Here is a 17,661-nt window from a genome sequence, read left to right on the forward strand (position 1 = left end):
AAAAACTCTAAAATTGTTTGTCTTTTCTGCATATTGAAAGCCCTTCAATGAATTTCTACAATAAAGGTATAGCACATGTGCAAGTGGATTGGGAGGTGTCACAGTTGGAAGCTTTATCTCGCAATTTTTTCTTGTATTTATCAAAAAATCAGCCGTTGAATAAACTGGCTAATTTATATGGCATTCGAATGGTCAAAGGAAAAATCGTCGGAGGTGTGTCCTTCGATCAAGCAGTTCCGTTTATCCAGCAATTGAATCAAACAGGGATGAGTGTGACGGTCGATCATCTTGGTGAATACGTTGCTGATCCGCAAACAGCTGTAACACGAGCTGGTGAAGCAGTTGAAGCTCTTGAGCTGATTAAGTCTGCAAATCTGGATGCACAAGTATCCTTAAAATTGACGTCATTGGGACTTGATATCAGTGAAGAACTTGTCCGTTTGAATCTTCGACGCATCCTGACAGCTGCTGATCGTCTGGATGTGATGGTGACAATCGATATGGAGGATTCAGAACGCTGTCAAAAGACACTGGATTTGTTCCAAGAGCTGAAAGCAGACTATCAGAATGTTAGTACCGTCATACAGGCGTATCTTTACCGCAGTAGTGATGATCTTGACAGACTGCAACATTTGCAGCCGTTCATTCGTTTAGTCAAAGGGGCATACAAAGAACCGAAATCTGTCGCTTTCCCAGAAAAACGGGATGTAGATGCGAATTATCGTAAGCTGATTGCAAAGCAGCTGGACAGCGGCAGCTATTCAGCGATTGCGACACATGATGATCGGATGGTGTCCTTTGTTAAACATTATGCTCTAGAAAAAGGGATAGGGAAAGACAAATTTGAGTTTCAAATGCTATACGGCATGCGGCAGCAGCTGCAGCAGGAGCTGGTCAAGCAAGGTTATAAGGTTAGGATCTACTTACCTTATGGCGATGATTGGTATGGCTATTTCATGCGCAGGCTGGCAGAGCGACCGGCGAATATTGCATTCGCATTCAAAGGTATGACCCAAAAATAAAGGAAAAGGAGCGATTGATCATGACGACACCTTATAAACATGAACCGTTCACCGATTTTACAGAGGAAAAAGAACAGCAGGCTTTTCATAAAGCGCTGGAGCAGGTACAGAAGGTGATGGGAGAATCATACCCGCTTGTGATTGACGGTGAAAAAGTGACGACCGATGAGAAAATCGTCTCTATCAATCCAGCGAACAAAGAAGAAGTAGTCGGCGAGGTTTCCAAAGCTTCTCAGGAGCATGCGGAACGTGCCATCGAGGCAGCGGCAACAGCTTTTGAAACATGGCGTTATACGAAGCCTGAGGAACGTGCACATATATTGATGCGTGCAGCAGCGATAGTTCGTCGCAAAAAGCATTATTTCTCAGCGCTTCTCGTTAAGGAAGCAGGTAAGCCATGGAAGGAAGCAGACGCGGATACAGCAGAAGCAATTGATTTCATGGAATATTATGCACGTCAGATGATAGAGCTTGCCCCTGGTAAAGCTGTCATGTCACGTGAAGGTGAAGCAAACCGCTACATCTACACAGCAACGGGCGTAACTGTCGTTATTTCACCATGGAACTTCTTGTTTGCTATCATGGCTGGTACAACTGTTGCGCCGCTAGTGACAGGTAACACGGTTGTTCTCAAGCCGGCAAGTGCAACACCTGTCATCGCTGCTCAGTTCGTTGAAGTGCTAGAGGAAGCTGGTGTTCCAAAAGGCGTTATTAACTTCGTACCAGGAAGCGGCGCCGAAGTAGGCGATTATCTAGTTGAGCATCCGAAAACAAGCATCATTACGTTCACTGGCTCACGTGATGTCGGCACACGTATTTTCGAAAAAGCAGCCAAGGTCCAGCCAGGACAGCAGCATCTGAAACGCGTTATTGCAGAAATGGGCGGGAAGGATACAATCGTTGTTGATGAAGATGCTGATATCGAACTTGCAGCAGATGCAATCGCAGTTTCCGCATTCGGCTTTGCCGGACAAAAATGCTCGGCTGGCTCTCGTGCTGTTGTTCATGAAAAGGTATACGACGCTGTGCTTCAGCGCGTTATTGAAATTACAGAATCCCGTATTACTGCAGCACCAGAAAGTGCAGATGTGTACATGGGACCAGTCATTGATCAAGATTCGTTTGATAAGATTACCGAATATATCGAAGTCGGCAAACAGGAAGGTAAGCTCGTAAGCGGCGGTTCCAGTGATGACAGTAAAGGCTTCTTCATCCAGCCGACCATCTTCTCTGAGTTGTCACCGACATCCCGCATCATGCAGGAAGAAATCTTCGGACCAGTCCTTGGCTTCTCTAAAGTATCCAGCTTCGAGGAAGCAGTCGACGTTGCCAATAACACCGAGTACGGCCTGACTGGCGCAGTCATTACGAAAAACAGAGCCCACATCGAATATGCTAAAGCACGATTCCACGTCGGCAACCTGTACTTCAACCGCAACTGCACCGGCGCCATCGTAGGCTACCACCCATTCGGCGGCTTCAAAATGTCAGGAACCGACTCCAAAGCCGGCGGCCCGGATTATTTGCAGCTTCATATGCTGGCGAAGACTGTAAGTGAGATGTATTAAAACAAGAAAAGCGAAGGAAATCGTTTAGAAACGTAGGAATAAGTAAGGGAGCCCGGAGTGGGTGTATTCCCCACGCAGGGATTCATTGCTTAGGCCGCAGTTTCTGATTTCCGTAGCTAGACAGCTAAGAAAAGCGTAAAAGACCGGTTAGAAACGGAGATGTAAGTAAGGGAGCCCGGAGTGGGTGAACTCCTCACGCAGGGATTCATTGCTTACATCTCCGTTTCTGGTCTTTGTAGCTAGACAGCTCGAAAAGCGGAAAAAGCCCGGAGTGGGTGTCTTCCCCACTTAGGGATTCATCGCTAAAGCCGCAGTTCCTGGCTTTCGCAGCTAGACAGCTCCACCAAGCAAAACTCGTCCAAAAACGAAGAAAAGCGTGCCATCATAGGCACGCTTTTTATATATGAGGAAATAAAAAAGAAGGAAGATAGAGGAGAAGGGGTTAGCCGTCTAACTCTTCTTCGTTCTCTGGGTCACTTAATCTTGTCAGCCAGTCTCTGAACTCAGCGTCGTCTTTGCAATGAATTACCTTTGGTGTCTCTTCTAGTTTGTTACGCATGTTACATCTCTCCTTTTCGGTGTTTCACACAGATTATACCCCATGCAGGATATATTGAAACCAATTTTACAGACTCTTCATCAATCTAACAAACACTTTGTAAAGTTATCTCCCAGACAATTTTTAGGATACAGACTTTACAAGCTGTGCCTCATCATGTATTATTTAAATCGTAACAATTACGAATTAGGTTTGAGAGGTGAATCATGTCTAATAGAACAAATAAGATTCCAGTCACTATTTTGACGGGGTTTTTAGGAGCGGGGAAGACGACGTTATTGAACCGCATTCTTCGTGACGTACGAAGTAGTAACACGGCCGTTATCATCAATGAATTTGGTGAAACAGGAATCGATGGAAAGTTTGTCGAGGAAACGAAGGAAGAAATAGTTGAAATAAATAATGGCTGCATTTGCTGCAATGTACGCGGTGATTTGATTAGAATACTCAAAGACATGCTCGTTCGTGCGCATAAAGATGGAACCGAGCTTCAGCGCGTGATCATTGAGACGACAGGCTTGGCAAATCCTGCGCCTGTCATTCAGACTTTCTTGATGGACGATGTTATGCGGTACTGGTTTGAACTGGATAGTGTGTGTACAGTCGTGGACGCTTTACATACCGACAGACAATTGAATGCTCATGCAGTTGCTCGGGAGCAGATTGCTTTTGCAGATAAAATTATCATAAATAAACAAGATCTTGTTTCAGAAGAAGAGTTGAAACTACTATCAACACGCATGCAGGGAATGAATCCAGAAGCGGAAGTTTTCTTCACACAAAACAGTTCTGTTCCATTATTTAAATTGCTTGATGTATTCAGTTTTTCGCTTGATCAGAAAATGAGTGTTCGTCCTGACATGCTGGATCACCATCACCATCACCACCATCATGATGACATTCAAGCAATCGTGCTGAAGGATGAGCGGCAGATCGACCCGAAGCGTTTAGATGTTTGGTTCTCTTATTTGGTTCAAGTAAAAGGAGAAAGCTTATTCCGCTATAAAGGTATTCTCCATGTGAAAGGGCAGAGCAGGCGAGTGCTGTTCCAAGGCGTGCATATGCTGTTTGCAAGTACTGCTGACAGAGAGTGGAAGCAAGGAGAAGAAAAGCAGAATGAACTGGTTTTTATAGGCAGAGAGCTGGATGAAGAAGAACTGCGGACTGGTTTTGCTTATTGTCTTGGTGATATAGACGATTTTCTTACAAAGGGCGCGTAAAGTCCGAAAAAAATTTCGTGATTTTTAAATCGTAACAATTACAATTAGGAGGAATGAAATGAACAAGAAAATACCTGTAACAGTTTTAAGTGGGTACCTGGGAGCCGGGAAAACAACGCTGCTCAATCATATTCTGCACAATCGTGAAGGCTTGAAGGTCGCGGTCATTGTCAATGACATGAGCGAAATCAATATTGATGCAGGATTGGTAGAAAACGAAGGTACTTTATCACGAGTAGATGAACAGTTGGTTGAAATGTCCAATGGCTGTATTTGCTGCACACTGCGGGATGATTTACTGGTCGAAGTAGAGAAGCTGGCGAAGAACGGAAGCTTTGACTATATTCTCATTGAATCAAGCGGCATTAGCGAACCCGTACCTGTCGCGCAGACATTTACGTATATCGATGAGCAGTTGAATATTAATCTGTCAGACTTTACTACTTTGGACACGATGGTGACAGTAGTGGATGCAAACCGGTTCTGGCATGATTTCGGCTCCGGGGAGAGTTTGTTGGATAGACAGCAGGAGGTTGCTGAGAATGATGAACGAGAAATTGCCGACCTATTGCTTGATCAGATTGAATTTTGTAATGTGCTGATCCTGAATAAATGTGATCTTGTGGAAGAAAAGGCCTTGCGTGAATTGAAGCATGTGCTGCGTTTGTTGCAGCCGGAGGCAAAAATCATTGAAGCAACACATGGAAAAGTGAATCCTAAGGAAATATTGTCTACCCAGTTGTTTGACTTTGAGAAAGTGAGCTCGTCTGCGGGCTGGCTGAAAGAACTGGAGAATGGGCCTGAACAGCACACGCCTGAAACCGAAGAATATGGCATCGGATCATTCACATATGTCCGGCAGCATCCTTTTCATTCAGAACGCTTCATGCAATTCGTAGAAACGATGCCAGAAAACATCATTCGATCCAAAGGGATCACTTGGTGTGCGACGCGTAATCAATTCGCTCTACTCCTTTCACAAGCTGGACCAGCAGCGAATATCGAACCAGTATCTTATTGGGTTGCTTCCTTGGAAGAAGAACGGCAGGAGTTCATCCGAAGGGAAAATCCAACCATCAATCAAGAGTGGCATCCCGAATATGGAGACAGAAAAACGCAGCTTGTGTTCATCGGAACAGAATTAGATCAGAAAGCAATAACAGAGGAACTGGACAGCTGCCTGCTGACGGAATCAGAGATGGCAGGAGATTGGTCACAGCTGGCAGATCCTTTTCGCTGGAATATCCAAACAGCACAATAAATAGGAGGGAAAAATAATGGCAAAGAAATCGAAAATCGCTAAAGAAAAGAAAAGACAGGAAATGGTGATGAAATACGCAGAACTGCGCAGGGAATTGAAAGAAAAAGGAGATTACGAAGCACTACAGAAATTACCTCGTGATTCTTCTCCGACACGATTGAAAAACCGCTGTGAAATTACCGGACGTCCGCGCGGCTATATGCGGCAATTCGGAATGAGCCGGATTATATTCCGTGAGTATGCTCATAAAGGGCAAGTGCCTGGTGTGCGGAAAGCGAGCTGGTAAGCGGTGGATCAAAGAATACCGGTAACCGTCTTGAGCGGTTACCTTGGAGCAGGCAAGACTACTCTTCTCAATCATTTGCTTGCTAATACGCGGCACCTGAAAATAGGCGTACTCGTGAATGATATGAGTGAAATTAATATAGATGCTCATTTGGTCGAGCAGGGCGGATTGAAGCGCACCGATGAGAAGCTAATCCAGCTAGAAAATGGGTGTATCTGCTGTACGCTTCGAGAAGATTTAATCATCGAAATCGACAAGCTGGCAGATTTGGATATCGACTATATTATTGTTGAATCCACAGGTATATCTGAGCCCATTCCAGTAGCACAGAGCTTTACGTATCAAGAAGATGTACTCGGAATTGACTTGTCTGCCAAATGCCGGCTGGATACGATGGTTACGGTTGTAGATGCGGGGAGCTTTTGGCATGATTATCAATCAGGAGAGTCATTATTGGATCGACAGCAGCAGGCCGTTGAAGAAGACGAACGGGAAATTTCTGATCTACTGCTCGACCAAATCGAATTTGCAGATGTAATTTTGCTTAATAAAGCAGATCAGCTGGATCAGGAAGAACTGCAGCGGTTGTACAGCTTGATGCATACACTGAACCCAGAAGCGGACATCCATCAAACGGAGTATGGGACAGCAGATCCAGGGTGTATCTTGGATACGAAGAAATTCTCCTTTGAAAAAGCCAGCCAATCTGCCGGCTGGATCAAAGAGCTGAACAGTGAGCATATACCGGAAACTGAGGAGTATGGAATCTCTTCTTTTGTCTATCGAAGGCAACGGCCGTTACATCCAGAGCGTTGGATGAAGTGGCTGGAGAAATGGCCAAGTGAAGTAGTGCGGGCTAAAGGCTTTTTCTGGCTCGCATCTCGCCCGGATACAAGCGGCTTATTATCGCAGGCTGGCCAATCGCTGGCAATCGAGGCTGCGGGACCGTGGATCAGCACGTATTCGCCGGAAGAACAGGAAGCTATACGAGCCGAGGACGAGGAACTAGCCGCTAGATGGCACCCAGAGTATGGAGATAGAATGACGGAGCTGGTTTTTATTGGTATTGGTTTAGATAAAGAAGAAATAACAAGGAGTTTGGATGCGTGCTTACTGACAGATGTGGAAATGAAGCAGAATAGTGCCATATTTTCTGATCCGCTACCAGCCTTTGTATAGTGAAAACCCGCTTTCCATTTGGAAAGCGGGTTTTTGTTAATCTAATTTAAATTGCTGCAGTTGCTCTTGTAATGTATTGGCATCCTGCTCAAGCTTTTCAGCTAACTCTTTCAATTGATCCATGCTATGGGTTTGGTCGGCTACAGACGCCGTAATTTCTTCTGTACCTGCTGCTGTCTGCTGACTTATTGCGGCAATTTCGCCCGTATTGGTCGCTAGAGTAGCTTCTCTTTCCATCATGAGTTTCATTTCTTCCTTCGTCCTTGCAGTCAATTCCATGTTATGTGCAATTGCCTGCTGGATTTGGATAAAGATTTCTTTTGTGTTATTTACGGCTGTTTCTTGTCCGCGGACAACGTCGCCAGTCTTTGTAGCGAAGGCCGCTGTTTCAGCCGTTTCAGATTGAATTTCCTGTACGATAGAACCGATATCGCGAAGTGCATGTTCTGTCTGTTCTGCTAACTTACGAACTTCATCTGCCACAACAGCAAAACCTTTGCCGCTCTCCCCAGCACGTGCTGCTTCAATTGCAGCATTCAGAGCCAGCAGGTTCGTTTGTCCGGCAATATCTGTAATCGTATTAACGATACCGCTGATATTAGCGGATTTTTGCTGCAGGTTCTGTACAGCTTGTTCTATCTTGCTCGTTGCTTCGATAGCATCTTTTGATTGCTCAATCAATTGCTGCATCTGTGAACCACCGACTTTAGCCGATTCCGTCATTTCCAGCGCTTCTTCATATACTTGCTGGTTGTGCGCATTCACCAGTTTGATATTCTCAGATAACGCTTCTGTCGCAACAGTATTGCGTTCCATGATTTCAGCCAGACTCGTTGTACCAGCAGAAATTTCTTCCATAGTCGCCGCTACTTCTGCGGAAGTGGCTGCATTTTCTTCTGCATTCGCCGCCAGTGCCTGCGATGCGGACTGAACATTAGCAGAAATTGCAGTGTTGTTCTGCATCATGCCATGAATGTTACCGATCATATTATCAAAGCTGCCAGATAGATCACCGATTTCATCGACAGATTTATTGTTCATCCTCACAGTCAAGTCACCATCTTCTACCTGCTTCATTTTGTTCCGAAGCGTTCTAATCGGTTTGATAACTGAGTTTACGACGAAGAAGGTCACAAGCAGTGCAATAGCTAACACAATCAATACAGTAATCGCCAGAGGCAGAATAATGCCTTTTGCTATATCGCTGAATTCGTGTGTGGGAACGATGGCGACAATTGTCCAGCCTGTACGATCGTTCGTGGTGAAAGCTAGTACTCGATCTTCTCCCTCGAAATTATAATTTACGATACCTGATCGACCAGAAGACATGATCTTTTTCCAGAAGTCTTCTTTCGTAGCGTCTGTTCCCAGATTTTCTGGATCAGGGTGGGATACGAAGCGACCAGCAGAATCAAATACAGCTGCAAAGCCAGTGTTTCCTACTTTGACTTGTTTTGTAAGTTCTACTAAACGTGTGAGTTTAAATTCAACAACAACTAATCCTTTTAACTGATTATTGTTGTCAAAGATAGGCTTAACCGCGTCTACTACGAGTTCGCCAGAAATTTTAGATTCATACGGGTCTGTAAATCCCACGTTTTCTTCTAATTCCAACCCAAGCTGATACCAAGGACGAGTAGTTGGATCAAAGTCGTCAGGTAAGTCAGATTGAGGATATACAATCATATCGCCATCAATTGGTTGATAGAAAATAGTCTCTACATTGGGATTATCTTTTGTATTATGCTCCATTGTCCGAACAAGCTGTTCCGTATCGTTATTCTGCAGCGAATCGGATTTACTGATGCTTGCTATCGTAGTTTCGATATTATCCAAAAACAGATTATAGATGCTGTCTAGCTGAACAACAGTCTGATCATTCATCTGCTCTGTCTGGCTCTCAAGCATTGTATTCTTGCTGAACTGGTAACTGAAAAAGGCAGTAACCAAACCCATTATGATAAACATTACAATAATAGGATAGATGATCTTACGTAATATCTTTCTGCTAAAGAAATTACCACTTTTTTTGTTTTCTTTCATTATTTATATAGTCCCTCTCTTTGCTGAATTACGGCTACATGTATTTATCGGTAGGTAAATAGAATTATGTAGCTTTTTTAATATAAATAATTAAAGAGAACTATTTCTTAGTTAAAGTTTATCAATATTATTGGTTTTTATAGAAAAAAAGGAAGTATCTAGGCAAAGCTCTTCTGCTGGAGTATGATAAAAGAAAATGCTTAGGGGTATGAGCTATGGAGTTATTCGATCGGGTATTATCCATAAATGACTTGGATGCTGTTATCGATTTGCTTAGCTTCGAGCTGGAGCGGCCAGTGATTGTTGAGAGTGCCGACTATACGTTGCTTGCGTATAATTCGCATTATATCCAACATTTTGATGAAGCGAACCAGCAGACGATTTTCACGAAGAAGTGGACACTGCCGATTTATGAAACTTTCATAGATGCAGGCGTCGTTAACAAGCTGAAAACATATGAGCGTCCTTTTGTAGTAGAAGCAATGCCGGATATAGGCTTGAATACTAGGATTGTAGTAAGTGCAAAGCATGAAGGCCGCATCATGGGCTACATTTGGATTCAGCAGATGGAGGAACCTTTGCCTGTTGAAGGATTTAGTTTTCTATATGATATTTCCTTTCACATTGGCAGACTTATTTATGACATTCAGAAGTCGAAGCTGAAGCAAGAGGAAAAAGAGGATCAACTTTATCAGAATATTTTTAATAAGTTATATAAATCCGCTACTGATTTGGAGTGGGGAGCAAAGGAATTCGGCGTGAAGCTACCCGAACATTTTGCTGTTGCGGCTGTTGAACTGATAACTAAGGACGATAAGCTCCTTTACGATCTCCAGCAGGTTGCCCAGACATCCTTACAGCTTGAGGATAAACTGCACCATGTGCTCACACAAGACGACATACTGCTCATTGTACTCGGCGGAAAGCGAGCTGATGCACCAATCGAAGCATTAGCTAGAGAAGTCATCCAGCGGATCCGTGATTATGTGAAGGATAAAGATACAACTGTCCTGTGCGGCGTCGGCGGTATCTATCAAAATCCTCTCGACTTGCTGAAAAGCGCTAATCAAGCAAAAGAGGTGATTCATGCCAGCAGGCTGACCCATCGTCCAGTCTCTCTTTATTACAAAGATTTGCATGTATACCGGTATCTGCAGGCCATAGCTGACAAAAATGACGAGCTAGGCTATGAAAGTGAACATTTGAAAAAGATTCGAAAGCTTGATCCGAACGATAAGAAGGAACTCTTGAAAACCCTTGAAATATATCTGCTTCATAACTGTAAGATCAAACCTACTGCAGCAGCACTCTTTGTTCATCCGAATACGGTAAATTATCGGATTAATCAGATCAATGAGGCATTGCAGCTTGATTTGACGGATATGCTGCAGAGATTTCAGCTGCTACTGGATTTGATGACGAGGGGAAGAGAAGAAAAGTAATTTACGAAAAGGAAGAGTGCTAATGTCTTTTCAAATCGATAACCTTACTGCCGGTGAGTATAGAGTGAGTTTGCAAGCAGATTGTGCAAACTGCTTTGGCTTATGCTGTACAGCACTTCATATTGTGGCATCCAGCGACTTTGCTATAGACAAACCAGCAGGTGTTCCATGTCCTAACCTGGAGTCTGATTTTCGTTGTCAGATCCATAGTGATCTGAGAGGGAAGGGCTATAAGGGATGTACTGTTTTTGATTGCTTTGGTGCCGGTCAACAAGTCTCTCAAACCACATTCAAAGGACAGGATTGGAGAGAAAGCAAGCAAGTCGCCGAAAAAATGTTCTCTGTCTTCCCAGTGATGGTCCAGCTGTTTGAGATGCTAGCCTATGTTACAGAGGCGTTGTCTTACCAAGTGCCGCAGGATCTGCATAAAGAACTCACACTTCAGCTAAAGGAATTGGAAAGTTTAACAAATCTCGATGCTGGCAGCTTGTTAGATTTGGATATAATGGAGCTCCGAATGCCTGTGAATGAGCTGCTCTCCAAGACGAGCAGTCACATCCGAAGTTCTATAACAAACTCCATACCTGGCAACCGAGTATTGGACTATAGAGGTGCAGATTGGATAGGAAAAAATGCAAAAGGGAAAGACCTCAGGGCAGCAGATTTTAGAGGAGCCTATCTGATTGCAGCTGACCTAAAAGATACCGATTTACGGGCTGTCGACTTTATCGGCGCAGATTTGCGTGATGCGAATCTGGAAGGAGCCAATCTGTCTACTAGTATGTTCTTGACGCAGATGCAAATTAATTCGGCAAAAGGAAATAAACAAACACAGTTGCCTTCCTACCTGGTACAGCCATCCCATTGGGCATCTTAAGCAGAGGAGTATGTAGTGATGAAGATGAAGCAATAATGAAACCAGCTTTAAAGAAAGCATCATTAGACTTACTTCAAGACCTAATGTTAACCAGGAGATGATACAAGTTGATTGAACAAAATATCAGCACAACAACTTCAGGAGAGTTAATTACTACCCATCTAATTGGTAAGATTAAAATTGAAGATGTTAATGAATGGTTCAACGGTTTTGAGCAAGCTTGTCAGCAATTCATTTCTGAGGGTCGTAAATACAAATTGTTGGTGGATAGAAAAGGTTACACACCAGATCATTTTTCTGTTCAAAAAGCATGGAAAGATAAATTTTTTGATGAAAGTATTCTGAATCACAGTAAGGCAATTGCATTTCTCCTTGAAGAAGGTGAAATCATGGATTATTTACAACAATCTAATACTAGAGACTCCGTGAAATTTTTTGATGACTATGAACAAGCGCTCATTTGGATCAATCACTTTTAACCAATTAGGAGATTTTATTCCTTGCTTATATATTGATCATGGTTTTAACACGATAAAAAATCAATACTGAAGTGTGATCTACATTAGATATCTATTAAAGCTATTATTCTAGTCCATTTAAAACGGCTCATCTACTGATGAGCCGTTTTTCATTGGAAGTCATTCGACAATGCTAGTTTATGATAATAATGGAATTGTTCGATTTGCTGGGCTTCCCACAATAATTGAGAATAATCGCGCGCATAGCGGCGCATCAGGTAGAACAGTCCGTTCTCTTTGAAATAAGTGATAGCTGAATCGTATACATAATCCATTGTGTCACGATCGACATATTTCGCCCAAAGAATGGCGAACTGCCAGCGATACTCCAGATTGCCCTTTTCTTCACATACACGCATGCCAGTTTTGTAATAGGCTTGCGCTTGTTCAGATTTTCCAAGGATATAGAGGGAACGAGTCAGCGTGAACAGTGCTTGTACATACAAGGGATGTTCCGAATAGGTAACGGTCTGCATCAGGTATGGGATACCTTTCTCATCGGCCTGCTGTTTGTGGTACATGAGACCGATATTGAATCCGCAAGCAACAACCATATCTTCCTGTCCGAGTTTTTCAGCAATGGAGAGGGCTTCGAGGAGATTGTTCTCTGCCTTATCGAATTCCCGCAGATCGATTTGGTTTAATCCTTGGAGGGATTTGCAATTGGCTACCTTTAATTCGTATTGTGGATTTTTCGCGTAAATGGATATAGCCTGTTCCAAATGAAAACTGGACAAGGCATTGATGTCCAAATAATAGAATTGCATCGCTTTATTATAATGCAAGCCGGCATGCTCTTCTTCATCCTCAATTGCATGCATATGTAATTCTGCTTTTTCCAATAGATTGATAGCCGTAAAGTACTCTTTTCTGCTGTACTTCACGATTGCCAGAAAACTGTAATAGAAAAAAGACTGGTAATCATTCAGCTCATCCGGATTCAATCTTTGCAGCTTTTCCTCGCAAAGATCAATATCTCCCTTTAGAAAATCAAACCGCGCATCAAGCAGCAAAAAACGATCCCATAGCTCGTCCGTAAATTCACTTGCATGTAAAGCGGCATATGCTTCCTCGCGCAGCTTAGCTGATTGAGCTCGGTCGCGTGTTTTTATTGTTTTATGCCATGTGTGTAAATGTGTAACAAATTGTTCCGCACTTTCAATAACAGCCATATACCAATACTCCTATTAGTCATAATATGCTGGACGGTTAAGGGGGTGGTGTTAATAGACTGCGATTATAAGAAAACTACTTTCATCTGATTCAAAAGCAGCTATACCGTCCCTAAAAAGATAAAGCTAGTTTAACATATTTAGACATTGGAAGCCTATTCCTATTGCCAAACAAATAGATGATTCGTTAAAAGTATAAACATTTATAATTAAATGTCTAGACAAATGAAAAATAAGTTATATAATACAAATGAAAGCGCTTTTAATAAAACCAAGGAGTGTTATCCAATGAACAGAATCCTTTTAGCATGCAGTTCCGGTATGAGTACGAGTCTTTTAGTCACAAAAATGCAAGCGTTTGCAGATTCTATTGGGGAAGAAGCAAAGATTTGGGCGGTTGGACAGGATCAAGCGAAGAAAGAAATGGCTGATGCTGATGTTGTATTAATCGGGCCGCAAATGAGCTTTCTGAAAGGAGAACTTGCGGCTGAAGCGGAGAAATATGGTATCCAGGTCGAAGTAATCGACATGATGGCATATGGGATGGCTGACGGAGAGAAAGCGTATAAACAGGCGCTTGGACTGATTGGAGCTACATCATGAGCGATCTGAAATTGGAAGAGCTGACTGAGGAGCAGGTTTGTTTTCAGATGATCCTGCATAGCGGTAATGCCAGAAGTAAAGTTCTGCAAGCGCTTCGGCTTTATCGGGAGGGTGACATAGAGAAAGTCAATGAAATGCTGACAGACGCTGAGGATGATCTGTCACTTGTGCACAAGGTCCATTTCCAGCTGGTACAGCAGGAAGCAGCAGGTCAGCAGCGGCAGGAACTTTCTCTTTTGTTCCTTCATGCAGAGGACCATTTTATGTCTACATTGACGATGAAGGAAATGGTCAAAGAAATGATACCAATTTTCCAAGAGCTGAAGAGCTAAAGGAGGAAGCAGGCAATGTTCGATAAGTTTAGTAAGTTTTTGATTCCGATTGCTGGTAAGCTGAATAACAATCGCTATCTCGGTGTTCTGCGGGACGCCTTTATGCTGGCGTTCCCATTGACGATTTTCGGTTCGATCATGGTCGTATTGGCCAACTTGCCCTTCCTGGACAATGTGATGAGTGAATCACTGGTAGCTGGAATCCAGGAATCGCTTGGACCAGCGCCGAATGCCACAATGAATATCGCGTCTGTCTTTGTTGTGTTTGGTATAGGGTACTACTTGGCGAAAAGCTATGGTGTGGAAGCTATTTTCGGCGGAGCTGTAGCATTGACCGCATTTCTACTGCTGACACCATATGTCGTTTCGACGGAAAGCGGTGAAGTAGTAAGTAATGTGCTTGCTGTCGATCGTCTTGGAGCAAAGGGTATGTTCCTCGGTATGATTGTCGCATTCCTTTCGGGTGAGATTTATCGTTTTATTACACAGAAGAAAATTGTCATCAAGATGCCGGCAGGTGTACCGCCAGCTGTATCGAAATCATTCGCTGCCCTCATCCCGGCGGTTGTTACGCTAACCGTATTCTTAATACTTAATATCATTGTGACACAGGGCTTCAACACAAATTTACATGATGTCATCTTCAATACAGTGCAGGCACCGCTTGTCGGACTTGGCGGAGGGCTTACGGCTACATTGATTGCCGTATTCTTCATCCAAATCCTTTGGTTCTTCGGTCTTCACGGACAAATCATTATCAACTCGGTGATGGATCCAATCTGGAATACATTGTCTTTGGAAAACCTGCAAGCTTATACAACTACAGGAGAATTACCGCATATCATCAATAAACAGTTTATCGAGGTCTATCTTGTTGGAGCTGGAGGTACGGGTATGACGCTGGCTGTGCTGGTGGCAATCCTTCTGTTCATGCGGAGCAAGCAGATGAAACAGGTCGGTAAGCTAGGGATCGGACCAGGTATCTTCAACGTTAACGAGCCGGTTATTTTCGGACTGCCGATCGTAATGAACCCGCTGATTCTGCTGCCGTGGATCATCGCGCCAATGGTCGTAACAGTCGTCAGCTATGTAGCAATGGCTATTGGTCTTGTGCCGCCGCCGACTGGGGTAACAATTCCATGGACCGTTCCAATTTTCATAAGCGGATTCCTGGCAACCAACTCGATTGCCGGTTCACTGCTGCAGCTCGTTAACGTCTTGATCGTATTCGTCATTTGGTTCCCATTCCTTAAATTCATCGACAGAATGAATATCAAACAGGAGCGTGAAGCGGAGCAGAAAAATGCAGCAGCTGACATAAAAGTACCAAAGGAGAAGATTTGATATGGAAGTAACAGAACTAAAACAACAGCAAGGTAACTATCAATTTCCTGATAATTTCTGGTGGGGTTCTTCCTCATCGGCGCCTCAGATGGAAGGTGCTGCGGATGTAGACGGTAAGACGCAGAACATATGGGATTATTGGTATGAGCAGGAACCGAACCGTTTTCATAACGGTATCGGTCCTGCCGATACATCTGGATTCTACTATCGTTACAAAGAAGACATTGCTCTAATGAAGCAAGTCGGCCACAACTCCTTTCGATTCTCGATTTCCTGGTCAAGACTGATTCCAGAAGGAACAGGAGCAATCAATGAAAAAGCGGCAGCATTTTATCAGGACGTAATTGATGAATTACTTGATAACGATATCGAGCCATTCGTAAATCTATTCCATTTTGATATGCCGATGGTGATGCAGGAAAAAGGCGGCTGGGAAAGCAGGGAGGTCGTCGATGCCTATCGAGATTATGCGGCAGCATGCTTCCGTCTGTTCGGCGATAAAGTGAAAAAGTGGTTCACACATAACGAGCCGATCGTGCCAGTAGAAGGCGGTTATTTGTATGACTTTCATTATCCAAATGTCGTAGATTTCAGACGTGCTGTACAAGTTGGATATCATACGCAGCTCTCAAGTTCCCTTGCGATTCAGGCATATCGGGAACAAGGACAAGATGGTGAGATTGGTATCATTTTAAACCTGACACCATCGTATCCACGAAGTAGTAATCCAGCTGATGTGGAAGCTTCCCGGATTGCAGATGCTTTCTTCAATCGTTCCTTCCTAGATCCATCTGTGAAAGGTGAATTTCCGCATAAACTGGTAGACATACTTCGAAATGAGGGCTATATGCCAGTTTATACGGAAGACGATTTGAAGGTCATTCGTGAGAATACTGTCGATTTGCTCGGAGTGAACTACTATCAGCCGCGGCGTGTGAAGGCAAAGGAACATACTGTCCACCCAGATGCACCGTTCATGCCTGATAGATTCTTTGATTCCTATGAGATGCCTGGCCGGAAGATGAATGTGCATCGAGGCTGGGAAATCTACGAAAAAGGAATATACGATATACTTGTCAACTTGCGTGATAACTATGGAAACATCCCTTGTTTCATATCTGAAAATGGTATGGGTGTCGAAGGGGAAGAGAAGTTTCGCGATGCTGAAGGAATCATTCAGGATGATTATCGAATCGATTTCATTAAGGATCATTTACGCTGGGTGCACAAGGCCTTAAATGAAGGAGCGAATGTAAAGGGTTATCATTTGTGGACATTCATGGATAATTGGTCGTGGACGAATGCGTATAAAAACCGCTACGGTTTCGTGTCGGTTAACCTGGAAAAGGACGGGGAACGTACTATTAAGAAAAGCGGCGAATGGATGAAACAAGTCGTACAGCGAAACGGTTTTTAATAGTGGCGGCCAATATGGCCGTCCTTTTCATTGGCAGATTGCTGCAATTCCAGTATTTTGATAAGCTAACAACAAACAGATCGGCAGCAGAGGAGGAACACTATGAAGTATCAAGTGATATCAGAAGAAATCAGACATCGTATCGAATCAGGATTCTACCCTCTGGATCAGCCGTTACCAGATGAGCATAGCCTTGTTGAAGAATTTTCCTGCAGCAGGATGACAATTAAGCGTGCGCTTGATGTACTCGCATCGGAAGGAATCGTTTTCAGAAAACGCGGACATGGAACATTCATTGTACAGTCTTCCTTTCAATCGGACTATATTCACGTGGGAACGAATGAAACGCTCGGCTTCACTAGCTTAATGAAGGAAAAGCAAGTCACCTCAAAACTTCTATTGTTTGACATGATTGCCCCAACAGCTGAAGTGGCATCGTATTTAGCCATTTCGGAAGATACGCCGGTCTATCATCACATCCGTGTACGCTGTGTCGATGATAATCCCCATGTAATCGAGGAAACGTATATGCCGACTCCGCTCATTCCAGGTATTACTCCGACCATCTTGCATAACTCGGTTTATGCATACATGGAAAAAGAACTTGGCTTGAAAATAGCGGGATCGCGCCGACGAATCAGAGCGGAGCAAGCAACAGCGCAAGACATGGAGGAACTGGGACTATCCGAAAATGAGCCTGTACTTGTGATTGAGCAGGTTGCTTATCTCAATACCGGCATTGCCTTCGAATATTCCTTTGCAAGACATCGTTTTGATAAGTTCGAAATTACAACAGTAAATATAAATGCTAAGTGACC

The 17,661-nt window shown here is 43.5% G+C and carries 16 protein-coding genes; 14 read left to right on the forward strand and 2 right to left on the reverse strand.

All coding sequences use genetic code 11. The features are described from left to right. Nucleotides 1-104 precede the first annotated feature (104 nt). The 6 genes from AE2B122_RS07275 (at nucleotide 105) to AE2B122_RS07300 (ending at nucleotide 7,095) form a co-directional block, all read left to right on the forward strand. Nucleotides 105-1,022, forward strand: a complete 918-nt coding sequence (locus AE2B122_RS07275) for a proline dehydrogenase family protein (RefSeq protein ID WP_175073545.1) — start codon at nucleotides 105-107, stop codon at nucleotides 1,020-1,022. A gap of 20 nt (nucleotides 1,023-1,042) precedes the next feature. Continuing rightward, nucleotides 1,043-2,590 (forward strand): L-glutamate gamma-semialdehyde dehydrogenase, encoded by a 1,548-nt coding sequence (gene pruA / locus AE2B122_RS07280; RefSeq protein WP_175073546.1) that lies wholly within the window; start codon nucleotides 1,043-1,045, stop codon nucleotides 2,588-2,590. A 765-nt stretch (nucleotides 2,591-3,355) separates the two neighbouring features. Beyond that, on the forward strand, nucleotides 3,356-4,369 hold the full coding sequence (locus AE2B122_RS07285) for a GTP-binding protein (RefSeq protein ID WP_175073548.1): 1,014 nt from the start codon (nucleotides 3,356-3,358) through the stop codon (nucleotides 4,367-4,369). A gap of 58 nt (nucleotides 4,370-4,427) precedes the next feature. Then, the gene (locus tag AE2B122_RS07290) at nucleotides 4,428-5,630 is read left to right on the forward strand and encodes a GTP-binding protein (protein WP_175073549.1); all 1,203 of its coding nucleotides are present in this window, start codon (nucleotides 4,428-4,430) and stop codon (nucleotides 5,628-5,630) included. Between the two features lie 16 nt (nucleotides 5,631-5,646). Further along, on the forward strand, nucleotides 5,647-5,916 hold the full coding sequence (rpsN, locus tag AE2B122_RS07295; protein WP_175073551.1) for a 30S ribosomal protein S14: 270 nt from the start codon (nucleotides 5,647-5,649) through the stop codon (nucleotides 5,914-5,916). Between the two features lie 3 nt (nucleotides 5,917-5,919). Further along, nucleotides 5,920-7,095 carry a GTP-binding protein gene (locus AE2B122_RS07300; protein ID WP_175073553.1) on the forward strand — a complete coding sequence of 392 codons (1,176 nt, stop codon included), beginning with the start codon at nucleotides 5,920-5,922 and terminating at the stop codon, nucleotides 7,093-7,095. A gap of 36 nt (nucleotides 7,096-7,131) precedes the next feature. On the opposite strand, the gene AE2B122_RS07305 is transcribed toward AE2B122_RS07300, so the two are convergent. Beyond that, on the reverse strand, nucleotides 7,132-9,138 hold the full coding sequence (locus tag AE2B122_RS07305; RefSeq protein WP_175073555.1) for a methyl-accepting chemotaxis protein: 2,007 nt from the start codon (nucleotides 9,136-9,138) through the stop codon (nucleotides 7,132-7,134). Between the two features lie 215 nt (nucleotides 9,139-9,353). Here AE2B122_RS07305 and AE2B122_RS07310 point away from each other — a divergent pair, with 215 nt between their 5' ends. From AE2B122_RS07310 to AE2B122_RS07320, 3 genes are all read left to right on the forward strand, one after another. Then, nucleotides 9,354-10,580 carry a CdaR family transcriptional regulator gene (locus tag AE2B122_RS07310; protein WP_175073557.1) on the forward strand — a complete coding sequence of 409 codons (1,227 nt, stop codon included), beginning with the start codon at nucleotides 9,354-9,356 and terminating at the stop codon, nucleotides 10,578-10,580. 22 nt (nucleotides 10,581-10,602) lie between these two features. Next, the gene (locus AE2B122_RS07315) at nucleotides 10,603-11,457 is read left to right on the forward strand and encodes a pentapeptide repeat-containing protein (protein WP_175073558.1); all 855 of its coding nucleotides are present in this window, start codon (nucleotides 10,603-10,605) and stop codon (nucleotides 11,455-11,457) included. Nucleotides 11,458-11,564: 107 nt separating this feature from the next. Next, complete coding sequence (locus AE2B122_RS07320; RefSeq protein ID WP_095268395.1) at nucleotides 11,565-11,936, forward strand: STAS/SEC14 domain-containing protein; 372 nt, start codon at nucleotides 11,565-11,567, stop codon at nucleotides 11,934-11,936. A 149-nt stretch (nucleotides 11,937-12,085) separates the two neighbouring features. Here AE2B122_RS07320 and AE2B122_RS07325 read toward each other — a convergent pair whose 3' ends face one another. Further along, the gene (locus AE2B122_RS07325) at nucleotides 12,086-13,147 is read right to left on the reverse strand and encodes a hypothetical protein (RefSeq protein ID WP_175073560.1); all 1,062 of its coding nucleotides are present in this window, start codon (nucleotides 13,145-13,147) and stop codon (nucleotides 12,086-12,088) included. A gap of 288 nt (nucleotides 13,148-13,435) precedes the next feature. On the opposite strand from AE2B122_RS07325, the gene AE2B122_RS07330 reads away from it, so the two are divergent. The 5 genes from AE2B122_RS07330 to AE2B122_RS07350 all read left to right on the forward strand — a co-directional run bounded on the left by AE2B122_RS07330 (nucleotide 13,436) and on the right by AE2B122_RS07350 (nucleotide 17,659). After that, the gene (locus tag AE2B122_RS07330) at nucleotides 13,436-13,750 is read left to right on the forward strand and encodes a PTS sugar transporter subunit IIB (RefSeq protein ID WP_175073562.1); all 315 of its coding nucleotides are present in this window, start codon (nucleotides 13,436-13,438) and stop codon (nucleotides 13,748-13,750) included. Next, nucleotides 13,747-14,082: a PTS lactose/cellobiose transporter subunit IIA gene (locus AE2B122_RS07335; protein ID WP_175073564.1), complete on the forward strand. Its 336-nt coding sequence runs from the start codon at nucleotides 13,747-13,749 to the stop codon at nucleotides 14,080-14,082. The genes AE2B122_RS07330 and AE2B122_RS07335 overlap by 4 nt, the downstream gene beginning before the upstream one ends. A 15-nt stretch (nucleotides 14,083-14,097) precedes the next feature. Beyond that, on the forward strand, nucleotides 14,098-15,426 hold the full coding sequence (gene celB, locus AE2B122_RS07340; protein WP_095218635.1) for a PTS cellobiose transporter subunit IIC: 1,329 nt from the start codon (nucleotides 14,098-14,100) through the stop codon (nucleotides 15,424-15,426). A gap of 1 nt (nucleotide 15,427) precedes the next feature. Beyond that, on the forward strand, nucleotides 15,428-16,843 hold the full coding sequence (locus AE2B122_RS07345) for a glycoside hydrolase family 1 protein (protein WP_175073565.1): 1,416 nt from the start codon (nucleotides 15,428-15,430) through the stop codon (nucleotides 16,841-16,843). Nucleotides 16,844-16,945: 102 nt separating this feature from the next. Further along, complete coding sequence (locus AE2B122_RS07350; protein ID WP_095218633.1) at nucleotides 16,946-17,659, forward strand: GntR family transcriptional regulator; 714 nt, start codon at nucleotides 16,946-16,948, stop codon at nucleotides 17,657-17,659. Nucleotides 17,660-17,661: the final 2 nt, after the last annotated feature.

This window comes from Terribacillus sp. AE2B 122 (assembly GCF_902497585.1).
In the GTDB taxonomy this organism is placed as follows: domain Bacteria; phylum Bacillota; class Bacilli; order Bacillales; family Amphibacillaceae; genus Terribacillus; species Terribacillus saccharophilus_A.

Excerpts from the sequence above, each read along its gene's own strand:
- AE2B122_RS07305 (WP_175073555.1), bottom strand. The coding sequence starts at position 9,138 with ATGAAAGAAAACAAAAAAAGTGGTAATTTCTTTAGCAGAAAGATATTA.
- AE2B122_RS07350 (WP_095218633.1), top strand. The coding sequence starts at position 16,946 with ATGAAGTATCAAGTGATATCAGAAGAAATCAGACATCGTATCGAATCA.
- celB (WP_095218635.1), top strand. The coding sequence starts at position 14,098 with ATGTTCGATAAGTTTAGTAAGTTTTTGATTCCGATTGCTGGTAAGCTG.
- AE2B122_RS07330 (WP_175073562.1), top strand. The coding sequence starts at position 13,436 with ATGAACAGAATCCTTTTAGCATGCAGTTCCGGTATGAGTACGAGTCTT.
- AE2B122_RS07315 (WP_175073558.1), top strand. The coding sequence starts at position 10,603 with ATGTCTTTTCAAATCGATAACCTTACTGCCGGTGAGTATAGAGTGAGT.
- AE2B122_RS07325 (WP_175073560.1), bottom strand. The coding sequence starts at position 13,147 with ATGGCTGTTATTGAAAGTGCGGAACAATTTGTTACACATTTACACACA.
- AE2B122_RS07345 (WP_175073565.1), top strand. The coding sequence starts at position 15,428 with ATGGAAGTAACAGAACTAAAACAACAGCAAGGTAACTATCAATTTCCT.
- AE2B122_RS07335 (WP_175073564.1), top strand. The coding sequence starts at position 13,747 with ATGAGCGATCTGAAATTGGAAGAGCTGACTGAGGAGCAGGTTTGTTTT.
- AE2B122_RS07290 (WP_175073549.1), top strand. The coding sequence starts at position 4,428 with ATGAACAAGAAAATACCTGTAACAGTTTTAAGTGGGTACCTGGGAGCC.
- AE2B122_RS07285 (WP_175073548.1), top strand. The coding sequence starts at position 3,356 with ATGTCTAATAGAACAAATAAGATTCCAGTCACTATTTTGACGGGGTTT.
- AE2B122_RS07310 (WP_175073557.1), top strand. The coding sequence starts at position 9,354 with ATGGAGTTATTCGATCGGGTATTATCCATAAATGACTTGGATGCTGTT.
- rpsN (WP_175073551.1), top strand. The coding sequence starts at position 5,647 with ATGGCAAAGAAATCGAAAATCGCTAAAGAAAAGAAAAGACAGGAAATG.
- pruA (WP_175073546.1), top strand. The coding sequence starts at position 1,043 with ATGACGACACCTTATAAACATGAACCGTTCACCGATTTTACAGAGGAA.